Source organism: Viridibacillus sp. KH_047, assembly GCF_057838945.1.
Window position 1 is genome coordinate 1,675,404 of record NZ_CM174479.1, and the last position, 12,898, is coordinate 1,688,301.

The following is a 12,898-nucleotide window of genomic DNA, read 5'->3' on the forward strand; positions in this document are numbered from 1 at the left end:
AGTGTGTCATGATGGAAAATGTTATGCAAAATATTAAAGCACCAACTGGCAGTGAATTAACTTGTAAAGGCTGGACGCAAGAAGCGGCTATGCGTATGTTAATGAATAATTTGGATCCAGAAGTAGCTGAAAATCCTGATGAACTTGTTGTTTACGGGGGAATAGGGAAAGCTGCTCGTAATTGGGAAAGCTATGCCCAAATTATCGAGTCGTTGAAAAAGCTAGAAAATGATGAAACTTTACTTGTGCAATCAGGGAAACCTGTCGCAGTATTCCGCACTTATGAGCATTCACCACGTGTATTAATCGCAAATTCAAACTTAGTTCCAGCGTGGGCAAATTGGGAGCACTTTTATGAATTAGAAGATAAAGATTTAATGATGTATGGACAAATGACAGCTGGAAGTTGGATCTATATTGGTGCACAGGGTATTTTGCAAGGCACATATTTAAGCTTTGTGGAAGCGGGTAAAAAAGTATTTGGATCAGCGGATTTAAAGGGGAAATTAATCTTAACTGGCGGCATGGGTGGTATGAGTGGCGCTCAACCGCTAGCTGGTAAAATGGCTGGAGCTGTTATATTAGTTGTCGAAGTCGATAAGAGACGTATCGAACGTAAAATCAAGGAAGGGTATTGTGATTATTTAGCAGAAGATTTAGATGAAGCACTGAAATTGGCTAAACAGCTTCAAGACAAAAATGAACCTGCTTCCATCGGGCTTGTCGGTAACTGTGCGGATGTCTATCGTGAAATTTTTGACCGTGGGATTGTTCCTGATTTTGTAACGGATCAAACAAGTGCGCATGACCCATTAAATGGTTACATTCCGAATCATATGACACTTGATGAAGCACTTCAGCTGCGCAAGAGTGATCCGAAACTTTATGAGCAAAAGGCAAAACAAGCGATGGCTGATCATGTGCAAGCCATGCTCGATTTCCAAACTGCAGGAGCAGAAGTATTTGACTACGGTAATAATATTCGCAAATACGCTCAAGAAATGGGTATCGAAAATGCCTTTGATTTCCCAGGCTTTGTTCCAGCATACATTCGACCACTATTCTGTGAAGGAAAAGGACCATTCCGATGGGCTGCACTTTCAGGTGATCCTGAAGATATTTACAAAACAGATGCCCTTGCAAAAGAAATGTTTGCAGATGATGAAGGTCTTGTGAACTGGATTGATATGGCTCAGAAAATGGTCAAGTGGCAAGGTTTACCTGCACGTATTTGTTGGTTAGGTTATGGAGACCGTCACCGTTTTGCTTTAAAAGTAAATGAAATGGTGGCATCTGGTGAGTTAAAGGCGCCAATCGTATTCGGTCGTGATCATTTAGATTCAGGTTCAGTGGCATCTCCTAATCGTGAAACTGAGGGTATGAAAGACGGTTCGGATGCAGTATCTGATTGGCCAATCTTAAATGCTTTAGTCAATACTGCAGGTGGAGCGAGTTGGGTAAGTGTTCACCACGGCGGCGGAGTAGGCATGGGTTATTCACAACATGCAGGGCAAGTGCTTGTCGCAGACGGAACAGAAATGGCATCAGATAAAATTAATCGTGTATTAATATCAGACCCTGGAATGGGCATTGTTCGTCATGCGGATGCGGGTTATGATATCGCTATCAAAACAGCACAAGAGAAGAATGTGCATATGCCAATGTTAAAAACAGAAGGGTGATCACACATGATTATACTCATTGAAAATGCAAATCAATTAATTACTTTACAAGGAACCAAGAAAAAAGCTCGCACAAAAGAAGAAATGAGCAATATACAAATCATTGAAAATGGTAGTGTATTAATAAGTGGAGATCGTATTGTAGCAACGGGTACAAAAGCATCATTGAGAGCACATTATCCAGAATTGGTATCACAAGCGAAAATAATTGATGCTTCTGGTAAAGTGGTTATGCCCGGCTTAGTGGATGCACATACACATCTAGTCTTTGGTGGTACTCGAGAAAATGAATTTCAAATGCGTCTAAACGGTGCAACCTATATGGACATTATGAATGCCGGTGGTGGAATTCATGCTACAACGAAAAAAACACGAGAAGCATCATTTGAACATCTTTATGAAAAAACATATGAACATCTCAATGCTTTTTTAAAACATGGCATTACAACTGTTGAATCGAAAAGTGGCTATGGCTTAGATTGGACTACTGAGGAAAAGCAACTCCAAGTCGCGAAAAAGCTGCAAGAAAATCATGTAGTAGATGTAGTAAGTACCTTCATGGGTGCACATGCAGTTCCTGCTGAATACAAAAACGATCCGGATGCATTTGTAGACATCATAATAAATGACATGATTCCGAAAGTAGCGGAAGGAAATCTTGCTGAGTTTAATGATGTCTTTTGTGAAAAAGGTGTGTTCACGCCGGAGCAGTCACGCAAGATTTTATTAGCCGGGAAAGAACATGGTTTGATCCCTAAAATCCACGCTGATGAAATCGAGCCATATGAAGGTGCTGAGCTTGCTGCTGAAGTGGGAGCTATTTCAGCAGAGCATTTATTAGTGGCATCTGATAAAGGTATTCGTGATATGGCTGAAGCAGGAACGGTTGCGGTATTATTACCTGGGACTGCATTCTTCTTAAAAGCGGATTCTGCTAGGGGGCGATTAATGATTGATGAAGGCGTTCCAGTAGCGATTTCAACTGATTTTAATCCAGGTTCTTCGCCAACAATCTCTCTGCCATTTATCATGAATTTAGCATGTATGAATATGGGCATGACAATGGAGGAAGTATTAACAGCCACAACAATCAACGCTGCTTATGCGATTAATCGAGGGCAAGAAATTGGCTCAATTGAAGAGGATAAAAAAGCAGATGTACTTATCCTTGATGTTGCGAATTATCAACAACTGCAGTACTTCTATGGCATGAATCATACACATACGGTCATTAAAAATGGTCGAGTTGTTGTTGAAAATGGCGTGTTGTGTAGTGAATTACAAAACGTTACTGACTGAGAATGAGCTTAAAATTATTATGGAAAAGCCTCTGATGCAATAATCAGAGGTTTTTTTCTATGGTTTAATAGAGACGTATTCATATTTTTGAAAATAATGAATCGGAAATGAGCCGACCGGCGTCTATAGTGTGGTTGCTTGAAAGGAGGGCGCGGATTGGCTAAATAGTGAATGTTCTTCAACAAATATTAAAAATTGAAGAGATTTACTTTCACTAAAATAAAGGTATTTTGGAATATTTGTCTAAAATATATTAGTTCGGTTAAATAAATATATGTAAGTTTTATGATTTCTAAAGGGGGGGATGTAAATGGCGGATAAGAAGACAAGAAATCTTTATTTTTTTGTTTCACTTATGTTTGAAAAAAAGCGTTTAATCGTGACAGGTATTTTGTTAATGATCATCGCAACTTTTATTGATTTATTATCACCTCTAGTTATGAAGCAAATAATTGATTCAGCAATTCCTGAAAAGAATTTCAAAGCATTGTTTATGCTTATTGTCATTTTAACCGTTTTACCTATACTATCAACAATTTTTAGAACTGTACGAACCATACTAAATATTAAAATCGGAGGGAATGTAACCGAAAAGTTAAGAACGATGGCGTTTGAGAAGGCCTTTACACTATCATCAATTAACTTAAATCGTTTGAAACTTGGTGATATTGTAGATCGTGTAACTCGCACTTCGGGTTTAATAGGTGAAGTATATATAGCGAATGAATTACTGAACGGTATTACAAGCCTATTCATGTTTATAGGAATGACTATATTTATGCTCAGCATTAGTTGGAAATTAACATTAATTGCATTTTTAGTTATTCCGCTCGTAGTTATCACTACTTATATGTTAGGAAGAATATCAGAATCTAAAACAAAGAGTTATATGGAATATACAAATAATGAAATGACTTTTTTTACGGAACTAATCAGTGGCATAAAAAATGTCCAAATCTTCTCCCAACAACAAAATGAAATAAAAAACGTAAAGAGTTTGTTGAAAAAACATAGAGAACTGCATTTAAATACGAGTATATATCGAAGGTCATATGCTGATATATTCAATCAATTGGTAAAGTCAATGGCATTAGGAATAGTATTTGCTGTAGGTGCTTGGGATATTAGTAATAATCAATTATCTATTGGATCGCTTATTGCTTTCACAGTATATGTCCCTCAGCTATACACTTTAGTAAATGAAATATAAACTGCTTATATGGGAACTACTAATGTTAGGCCTATCATAAAGCAATTAAATACATTTTTAGATATACAGGAACCCATTATTGAAATCCCAAATGCAATCCCTCTAAAAAATGTCAGGGGTGAAATAGAGTTTCAAAATGTGTCGTTTACATATGAAAACAATCGAGCTGGTTTACAAAATGTCTCTTTTAAAGTACAACCTGGTGAAACTATAGGAATAGTTGGAGGTTCAGGCGGCGGTAAAACAACAATATTAGAATTATTAATGCGTTTTTATGACCCAACTGAAGGGTCAGTATGTATTGATGGGGTCGATATTTCAAAATATAATCTTATTAATTTTAGAAATGCTATAGGATTAGTAACGCAGGATCCATTTCTTTGGAATAGGACAATAAAAGAAAATCTAATTTATGGAGTTCCTAATGCGACTGAAGATCAAATATTACACGCAATTAAAGTAGCACAACTAGAAGAATTTATCGATAGTTTACCAGAAGGATACGAAACAGTAGTTGGAGAGCGAGGTGTTCGTATTTCAGGGGGAGAAAAACAACGATTAGCTATTGCCAGTGCAATATTAAAAGATCCACCCATCATTCTGTTAGATGAACCGACATCAGCATTAGATGCAAATACTGAATCCTTATTACAATCTCAAATGGAAGAAGTATTTAAAGGTAAAACAATCGTTCTAGTAGCACACAGACTAGCTACAATACGAAATGCATCTAAGATTTTAGTGTTAGATAATGGGGACATAATTGAGTTTGGTACTCCTAAAGAGCTGATAAATAATAAAGGAGCTTATTATAGCTTATTATCAAAACAAGTATCCACAAATTAATTCGATTATGGAATCCAATATAGTACTTTTTCGATTAATAGAACAGTATATTTTAATATATCTACTCTAGTGGTAGTAAGCAAATTCTTCATTAAATTTAGTACTAGACATAATATAATAATAAAAAATTCCTTTTAATAAAAAGGAGAAATGGGGTTTAATGTGAAACCAGTGATCGGTATTTCTTCAAGCCTAAATGAACAATTACTTACACTTCCAACTGATAATATTCATGCTATTTCAAAATTTGGTGGTTTACCTATTGTCCTTCCTAATTATGAGGAAACTGAAGCCGATTTAATTGTAGAAATGATTGATGGTTTACTGTTAACGGGTGGAGGAGATATTGATCCAATACTTTTTGGAGAAGAGCCACATCAAAAGCTTGGATCTATAACGCCTGAGCGAGATACATTTGAAGTTGCTATCGTCAAGGAAATGTTACTCCAGAATAAACCGATTTTAGGGATTTGTAGAGGTGCGCAAATTCTAAATATAGCTGTAGGTGGTGACATGTTTCAGGACATTTATACACAAACAGAAGAGAATCTTTTACAACATCAACAACAAGCACCACGTTGGCATGCGTCACATTTTGTACACGTAGAAGACAATACGATGCTAAAGTCAATTGCTCAAAAGGAAAAGTTTAAAGTAAATAGTTTCCATCATCAAGCAAATAGAAGGATACCTGGTGAATTTGTAGTATCAGCGAGAGCTAGTGATGGAGTTATTGAAGCTTTTGAAAGCAAAAAACATCACTTTGTCATGGGGGTACAATGGCATCCAGAGTGTATGTTGTTAAATAATGATGAAACATCAGCAGAAATAATGAAGGCATTTATCAATGCCTGTATAAAATAATATGTACAAAGCGACTGTATTTAAACAGTCGTTTTTTGTTTGGAAAATATCTCATTTGAGTGAGCTGAATGCTCGAGATTACTGTGTTGATAATTTTATGCGGATAAATACGCTAAAGTAAATTATTTTAGATTCATGAATCCATTTTTAATGGGGAAAACTATCCTAAGTCCAAAAAAGGAGGTATCTTAGCTTGAGTCAACGGCTTCGATTCATGCTTTTCTTAAGCGCATTTTTCTTTGTTATTTCAACCAATGTTTCAGCTGCTGAAGAACCAACGAGAGAGCAGATTCTAGAACAACGCATGGAATACTATATAAAATATTCTAATGACACATTGCCGTGGTATTACTTGGCAGCTGTTGACCAATTTGAAAGGAATATTGAACAAGTACGTAATGACATACCGAAAAGAGAAGGTGTACTTGCCATTCAGTTTGCTGATGACTTTTGGACGGGGATACTGAATCCTAAAAAGGATGATACAAACTTAAAATCCATTGGTTTCTTTAATGGGAATGGTGCTGATGGAAACAATGATGGTGATGCAGATCGTCAAAATGATGATGACGTCATGTACGCACTTGCAGAATATTTAAGTGCACATGGTACAGATGAAAAAGGTTTTAAACATGCTTTAAAGGAATATTATAAGGTCGATGATACAGTAAACCAAATCATTACGAATGCGAAAATTTATGAGAAATTTAAAACGTTGAATTTAGATAAGCGAGCTTTCCCACTTTCCATTAAACATGATTACAGTTATCACAGTACTTGGGGAGCCTCAAGAGGTTGGGGCGGACGTAGGATGCATGAAGGTACAGATTTGTTTGCCTCATATGGTGTTCCAGTGAAATCTGCTACATATGGTCTCGTTGAGGTCATGGGCTGGAATGAATTTGGCGGCTGGCGAATAGGCATACGCGATAATAATAACACTTATCATTATTATGCCCATTTGTCTAGTTATGAAAAAGGGATAAAACTGGGAGATATCGTTGAGCCTGGAACAGTAGTTGGTTATGTGGGAAGTTCTGGATACGGCAAGAAAGGAACTTCAGGTAAATTCCCTCCGCATTTACATTATGGTATGTATAAATACAACGGAAGAAATGAATGGGCATTTGATCCGTTTCCTTCGCTAAGACTTTGGGAACAAGCAGAAAAAGGTACGAAAAAAATATAGAAAAAGGTACTGAATTATGGAATCTGTAACTCCATAATCCGGTACTTTTTTATTTCCTAATCAATGAATTATAAACTTATCACAAGTAAATTGAAATTCATAATATATACATAATTTTGGAAATGAATTATTATTGAATGATATAAATAAAATGGGATATTTGCCAAATTTAAATAGGGGTGATTTTCATGAGTCAAGATTGTTTTATCTGTAGTAAACATAAAGGAGAGGTTCTTACTGCTGGAACTACTATATATGAAGATGATTATATTTTTGTAGGGCATATTGATAAAGGATCTAACCCAACATATCTTGGTCATATTATGATTGACTTAAAGAGACATACGCCTGGAATAGGGGATATGACTGTTGAGGAAGCAAAAGCATTTGGTTTAATGATGACTAGAGTTAGTAAAGCTTTAACGAAAGTTGAAGGAGCAGAACATGTCTATTCTATGGTTTCTGGCAACTCAGTATCACATCTGCATATGCATATTGTTCCGCGTTATCCGAACACACCTAGAAAATATTGGAGTCCAATGGAGTTAAACGAATGGGCAGAGGCTCCAAAAGGTTTAGGTAATGAAATAACTCAAGTTTGTTTGCGTATTAAAGAATACTTAGTGGTGACGCCTTATGATTAACTATGATAATTCAGAAATAACCTGGATAGGTAGCCGAAAAAACTATGTTGACGAGCCTAATATTGAAAAGATTAACGATATTGTAGTTGGAAGATTCGGTGGAAATTCATCTGCAGGTCAGTATAAAAATGAAGATGGTTGCTTAATTTGGATAAGTGATAAGATGGATTGGGAATTCGCTATGATTTTGGATGCCCATAATTCAGGGGAGAGCGCAGAGCTAATTATAAAGCAGTTCGAGCAAGAAAAGCTACGAATTCAAAATGTCTTAAATTTATCTGTTAGTATCGCTTTGAAGAAGATGGATGCACTTATTTTAGAAATATTTCAACAACCTAATTTCTTATCAGATTGTCGCAAAGTACAAGGAGAAACAGCCTGTCTCATCGTTATTCGAAAAGACAAATTTCTATGGTGGTTCTCGGTTGGTGATTGCATCTTACATTTGTTTAGTGAAGAACTTCTTGAAATGGGAGAAAGTCAGTTAAATCAACGCAGTTTTTATGAATGGATAGGGCAAGTGAATACGTTTGAATTAGATGTACCATGTTATAGCATGGGTAAAAAAGAACTGAGGCAAGGCGTCAATCATCTATTTCTTACAACAGATGGATTAACTGAATGCCCAGGCGTAGATTTTCAAGATCCACTAATGATTAACAAGCAATTTGAAGGTACATCAATTGAAGCAGGTGTATGGCAGTTGTTAAAAGAAATAGAACAACACCATGTAAGGGATAGTACAACTATTATTACTTGGAAAATTGAAGTTCACAAGCAGGCTAGTTTACCAAGCAATATGGAAAGTTAGATCCGGTTTTCATTAGAGTTAATTGAAAAATTAAATCTATCATACAAAAATACTCTATACAGTTGCTTAATTAAAAGGAATGAAATTGTATAAATTACCATTATACATGAAGGATATTTTCATCAACATCTAGAAGTAATAGTTAACGCAATTAAAGGAGGAAGAATCATGAGCCAAATCTGTGTGATTAGCATTTATGTGCCAAATATTAAAGAAGCAATTAGCTTTTATACTACTGTTTTAGGGTTTGAGGTAAACAAACAATATGGACCTAACATTGTAACTCTCGTTCATGGAGATTTACCGATAGTCTTAGAGGAATCAGAACAGTCTACATACAGTCCTGAAAGCAATAATACAGGAGTTGTTTTAGCCTTAAAAACAGAGGACATTCATCAAACAGTTAAAACTTTAAAAGAATATAATGTTGATTTCATTGTAGATGAGCCAAGTGATTGCCCTCCAGGTAAATTTATTAGCTTCCGAGATCCTTTTGGGAATGTCTTAGAGTATTTACAATTTGATTGATGGTGAAAATGAATACGCTCGTAAGTCTTTTGCAATAACATTAGTATAGAGTATTCAAAAAAATAGAGCTATTTCTACTAATGAGTAGAGGCAGCTCTATTTTTAATTGTCCACAAAATCAAAATTGAAATCTAATCTTCATTTCTATATTCTAAAATATCCCCGGGTTGGCAGTCCAAAGCTTTACAAATACCTTCTAAAGTTGAGAATCTGATTGCTTTTGCCTTTCCATTTTTAAGAACCGAAAGATTTGCCATCGTTATGCCAACTCTCTCCGAAAGCTCAGTTAAACTCATTTTCCTTTTTGCTAACAACACATCTATATTGATTAAGATCGCCATTTAATCACCTCAAACTGTCAAGTCATTCTCTGATTTTATCTCTATTGCACTTTTAAGAAGTTCCTGAAGGACTGCCGTAAAGAGTGAAATAACGATTGTTGCAAAAATAATTACAAATCCTATAAGTGCGATTCCTGGGTGTAAAGCATTTTGTGGAAAAAGGAAAATTAAACCGATTATATACAAGGCAATTATTGTGAATGCACAAGTTTTAATATTTCCTAAAGAAATAACAGCTAGATGTGAGAAAGTATTTTCACTTTCAATGTAGTTTAAAAGCTTTAAAGCATGATACAAAGCAAGAAAAAAAGGTATAGCAGTAATGTACAAACCTAAAAGAACAGGTAATTTAAGATATGAGAATTCTGGATTCATCTCTGCTGCATTTCTTGCCAAGTCAGGTAACAAAAATACGCATAGTGCAAGGATTGTTAACCCAATAATAAAGATAGTCACCTTTAAACCAAGTTTTGTTCCTTTTTTCATAAAGCACCTCACTCTTTATTGTTATTTACATAATACACAAATATTTATCGATTATCAATATTATTTTACTAAATACCGATAAATAAATTAATTATTCTGAATAACAAGAAAATACTAATTTTCCAACTAATATCATTCTCCAAGCTGCATTGATTATGACATTAAATGGATATGTCTACTATTTATACGGTGTGACTATATACGTATTTATATTGCTAATGATTAGTTAATTTAGTGGAAATAATATAAAAATTTGTGATTCTATTAACATATTTCATTGCCAACTATTAGAAATCATGATATATTTTTTGAGGATAATAGGCAACTAAAAAATGGGGTTGCAATAGCCATGAGTCTAAAGTGATGTTGTTATGACAACCAAGTTGCTAAAAAAATGCTAGATTAGTCTCTGTTCTAGTTTTTATTTTGCCTATTTCGTTCAGGGATAGTTTTTTTCGTTATTACATAAAAATAAAAAAGGAGGGAATTACTTATTATGCGATATTTTAAAAACTTTTCATTAAAGAATAAGTTGTTATTAACAGTTTCTATTATTGTTTTAACTCTTTTCACTGTTTTAACGATACAAAGTATTACGCAATTACATACTCAGTTAGATAAAAATCTCGAACAAGAACTAAAAAGTGTCGGTTTGTTAACATCAAAAAACCTTGCTCCTAATGATGTGGAAAACTTACTTTCCATTAAGGGAAATGATGATCCACAGTTTAAAGAAATTCAAAGCACTTTGGAGGACATAAAGGAAAAACAAGGTGTTATTTACTGGAGCTATATATGGAAGATGGGGCCTGAAGGTGTTACTAATATCGGATATACGGAAAATTTAGAAAAAGCGTTTAATGCCGGTGAGTTGTTTACTGAAATTGCTCCAATTCATTTGGAAACTGCAAAGTTTGTATTTAAAAATGATCAAATAAAGGTAACGCCAATTTTTGAAGATCAGTTTGGTAAATGGAGAACTGTTTTTAGTCCATTGAAAGACAGAAATGGAAAGACGATTGCAGTATTAGGTATCGATTATTCTGCAGATTATATTCAGACGATTATTACTAAAAGTGTAACAAAACAAATAATCACGGCAATCATCGGACTTATCATTTTACTATTTGTACTTTATTTCACTATCGATCGCCTGCTTAAACCATTAAATAAAGCAGTTACGGTTGCAGATCAAGTGGCGAATGGTGACTTAAAAAATGTAGAACTTGAGACTACAAATGACGAAGTTGGTAAACTGTCACAGTCTATAAAAACGATGGTTTCAAATTTACAGCATGTCATAATGAATATCAAAAATACGTCAAATCAAGTTGCATCATCTGCAACGCAACTAACTGCCAATGCGACAGAATCTTATAAGAACTCTACTAATGTATCTAACGAGATGGATCGAATGGCTCGAAATGCTGAAACATCGTTGATAATGACAGAAGAAACAGCCACAGCAATGGAAGAGTCGGCTGAAGGAATACATCGAATTGCAGAATCAGCCTATACCGTTTCTGAATCTTCTAACCTAACTTCAAATGCAGCTAAGCAAGGGAATGAAGTCATTCAACAAGTAATTGGTCAAATGAATTTAATTAATGAATCCGTTAATCAAATGGATGAAACAATTAAAGGTTTGAATAGTAACTCAACTAAAATTAGTGGAATCGTAAACTTTATAACTGATATAGCTGATCAAACAAACTTATTGGCATTAAACGCTGCCATTGAAGCGGCTAGAGCAGGAGAGCACGGCAAAGGATTTGCGGTAGTTGCCGGTGAGGTTAAGAAGTTAGCGGAACAATCGTCTCATTTTGCAGGAGAAATTTATAAGATTATTAATGAAATTCAAGTAGATTCGAATGCATCCGTAAAGGTTATGGAAAAAGGAAAAGAAAATGTGAAAGTTGGATTGGATTATACGACACAAGCAGGAGCGATATTTAAAGAAATACTCAATTCTGCTAAACATGTAGCAGAACAAATTCAGGAAATATCTGCTGCGTCACAACAAATATCTGCTTCGTCGGAAGAAGTGGCAGCGACAGTCAATAATTTGAAAGTATCATCACAACACTCGGCTGAATTTTCATTAAGTGTTTCCAAGTTAACGAATGATCAATTATTAGCTATGCAGGAAGTACAAGAAGCATCTGCCTCATTAGGGCAAACAGCTGAGGAATTACAAGCACTTATTACTAAATTTGAATTAGAGGATGATAAAAAATGATGGACTTAAGACTTGCTGGAAAAAATGTGCTAGTTACAGGATCAAGCACGGGTATAGGGCGAGCAATAGTACTAGCCTTTGCTAAACAAGGTGCCAATGTATTAATCAATTATGTTGGAGACGATCAAACGGCAGAGACAGTTCGTTTGCTGGCATCGGAATACGGTGCAAAAGCATTAAAATACAATGCGGACGTATCAGATTCTAGCCAAGTAAGAGAAATGTTTAAATACATGGATACTCAACTAGGTGAAATTGATATTGTTGTTAACAATGCGGGAATTGCGCAAAATGCACCCATTACAGAGATGACAGATGAGCAATGGGATAAGATGATAAAAGTACACCTTTACGGTACCTTTTACAATTGCCGAGAAGCAGCCACAAGAATGAAGGCAAAAGCTAAAGGTAAAATTATTAACATTTCTTCTGAGTTAGCAAGCTTAGGCTGTGAAGAATTTTCACATTATTCAGCTGCAAAAGGCGGTATTAGTGCTTTCACAAAATCTTTAGCAAGAGAACTAGCGCCAAATATTACCGTCAATGCTGTAGCTCCAGGTGGAACACTTACAGATATTTTACAAGCCTTCGGTGACAATTATATCGAAGAAGAAGCAGCAAAATATCCGTTAAAGAGATTAGCACAACCAGAAGAGATCGCCAATAGTGTCTTATTTTTAGCTTCAGAAAATGCAGATTTTTATACGGGGCAAATACTGGGACCTAATGGCGGCATTCTCATGAACGGATAATGGACGG

13 protein-coding genes are annotated in these 12,898 nt (G+C 35.3%); 11 read left to right on the forward strand and 2 right to left on the reverse strand.

Annotation, left to right across the window (positions count from 1 at the left end):
• The first annotated feature begins 11 nt into the window (after nt 1-11).
• The 9 genes from hutU to AC3IS5_RS08495 all read left to right on the forward strand — a co-directional run bounded on the left by hutU (nt 12) and on the right by AC3IS5_RS08495 (nt 9,073).
• Nucleotides 12-1,682: a urocanate hydratase gene (gene hutU, locus AC3IS5_RS08455; protein WP_489427840.1), complete on the forward strand. Its 1,671-nt coding sequence runs from the start codon at nt 12-14 to the stop codon at nt 1,680-1,682.
• Nucleotides 1,683-1,688: 6 nt separating this feature from the next.
• Nucleotides 1,689-2,981 (forward strand): imidazolonepropionase, encoded by a 1,293-nt coding sequence (gene hutI, locus AC3IS5_RS08460; RefSeq protein ID WP_489427394.1) that lies wholly within the window; start codon nt 1,689-1,691, stop codon nt 2,979-2,981.
• A 310-nt stretch (nt 2,982-3,291) separates the two neighbouring features.
• On the forward strand, nt 3,292-4,191 hold the full coding sequence (locus AC3IS5_RS08465) for an ABC transporter transmembrane domain-containing protein (protein WP_489427395.1): 900 nt from the start codon (nt 3,292-3,294) through the stop codon (nt 4,189-4,191).
• A gap of 138 nt (nt 4,192-4,329) precedes the next feature.
• Nucleotides 4,330-5,037, forward strand: a complete 708-nt coding sequence (locus AC3IS5_RS08470) for an ABC transporter ATP-binding protein (RefSeq protein WP_489427396.1) — start codon at nt 4,330-4,332, stop codon at nt 5,035-5,037.
• A gap of 162 nt (nt 5,038-5,199) precedes the next feature.
• A complete protein-coding gene (locus AC3IS5_RS08475) occupies nt 5,200-5,901 on the forward strand; it encodes a gamma-glutamyl-gamma-aminobutyrate hydrolase family protein (RefSeq protein WP_489427841.1) in 702 nt (233 codons plus the stop codon).
• Nucleotides 5,902-6,115: 214 nt separating this feature from the next.
• Complete coding sequence (locus tag AC3IS5_RS08480; protein ID WP_489427842.1) at nt 6,116-7,090, forward strand: M23 family metallopeptidase; 975 nt, start codon at nt 6,116-6,118, stop codon at nt 7,088-7,090.
• A gap of 188 nt (nt 7,091-7,278) precedes the next feature.
• A complete protein-coding gene (locus AC3IS5_RS08485; protein ID WP_489427397.1) occupies nt 7,279-7,734 on the forward strand; it encodes an HIT family protein in 456 nt (151 codons plus the stop codon).
• Complete coding sequence (locus AC3IS5_RS08490; RefSeq protein ID WP_489427398.1) at nt 7,727-8,545, forward strand: PP2C family serine/threonine-protein phosphatase; 819 nt, start codon at nt 7,727-7,729, stop codon at nt 8,543-8,545. Before AC3IS5_RS08485 ends, AC3IS5_RS08490 begins: the two co-directional genes overlap by 8 nt.
• 168 nt (nt 8,546-8,713) lie before the next feature.
• A complete protein-coding gene (locus AC3IS5_RS08495) occupies nt 8,714-9,073 on the forward strand; it encodes a VOC family protein (RefSeq protein WP_489427399.1) in 360 nt (119 codons plus the stop codon).
• Nucleotides 9,074-9,204: 131 nt separating this feature from the next.
• On the opposite strand, the gene AC3IS5_RS08500 is transcribed toward AC3IS5_RS08495, so the two are convergent.
• Complete coding sequence (locus AC3IS5_RS08500; protein ID WP_489427400.1) at nt 9,205-9,414, reverse strand: helix-turn-helix domain-containing protein; 210 nt, start codon at nt 9,412-9,414, stop codon at nt 9,205-9,207.
• 9 nt (nt 9,415-9,423) lie between these two features.
• Nucleotides 9,424-9,900, reverse strand: a complete 477-nt coding sequence (locus AC3IS5_RS08505; RefSeq protein ID WP_489427401.1) for a DUF2975 domain-containing protein — start codon at nt 9,898-9,900, stop codon at nt 9,424-9,426.
• 496 nt (nt 9,901-10,396) lie between these two features.
• Between AC3IS5_RS08505 and AC3IS5_RS08510 the strand changes: the two genes are divergently transcribed.
• Nucleotides 10,397-12,139 (forward strand): methyl-accepting chemotaxis protein, encoded by a 1,743-nt coding sequence (locus AC3IS5_RS08510; RefSeq protein WP_489427402.1) that lies wholly within the window; start codon nt 10,397-10,399, stop codon nt 12,137-12,139.
• Nucleotides 12,136-12,891 carry an SDR family NAD(P)-dependent oxidoreductase gene (locus AC3IS5_RS08515; protein ID WP_489427403.1) on the forward strand — a complete coding sequence of 252 codons (756 nt, stop codon included), beginning with the start codon at nt 12,136-12,138 and terminating at the stop codon, nt 12,889-12,891. Before AC3IS5_RS08510 ends, AC3IS5_RS08515 begins: the two co-directional genes overlap by 4 nt.
• Nucleotides 12,892-12,898: the final 7 nt, after the last annotated feature.

Bases quoted from the DNA above. Each gene is read 5' to 3' on its own strand.
- hutU (WP_489427840.1), top strand. From the start codon at position 12: ATGGAAAATGTTATGCAAAATATTAAAGCACCAACTGGCAGTGAATTA.
- hutI (WP_489427394.1), top strand. From the start codon at position 1,689: ATGATTATACTCATTGAAAATGCAAATCAATTAATTACTTTACAAGGA.
- AC3IS5_RS08465 (WP_489427395.1), top strand. From the start codon at position 3,292: ATGGCGGATAAGAAGACAAGAAATCTTTATTTTTTTGTTTCACTTATG.
- AC3IS5_RS08480 (WP_489427842.1), top strand. From the start codon at position 6,116: ATGCTTTTCTTAAGCGCATTTTTCTTTGTTATTTCAACCAATGTTTCA.
- AC3IS5_RS08485 (WP_489427397.1), top strand. From the start codon at position 7,279: ATGAGTCAAGATTGTTTTATCTGTAGTAAACATAAAGGAGAGGTTCTT.
- AC3IS5_RS08490 (WP_489427398.1), top strand. From the start codon at position 7,727: ATGATTAACTATGATAATTCAGAAATAACCTGGATAGGTAGCCGAAAA.
- AC3IS5_RS08495 (WP_489427399.1), top strand. From the start codon at position 8,714: ATGAGCCAAATCTGTGTGATTAGCATTTATGTGCCAAATATTAAAGAA.
- AC3IS5_RS08500 (WP_489427400.1), bottom strand. From the start codon at position 9,414: ATGGCGATCTTAATCAATATAGATGTGTTGTTAGCAAAAAGGAAAATG.
- AC3IS5_RS08505 (WP_489427401.1), bottom strand. From the start codon at position 9,900: ATGAAAAAAGGAACAAAACTTGGTTTAAAGGTGACTATCTTTATTATT.
- AC3IS5_RS08510 (WP_489427402.1), top strand. From the start codon at position 10,397: ATGCGATATTTTAAAAACTTTTCATTAAAGAATAAGTTGTTATTAACA.
- AC3IS5_RS08515 (WP_489427403.1), top strand. From the start codon at position 12,136: ATGATGGACTTAAGACTTGCTGGAAAAAATGTGCTAGTTACAGGATCA.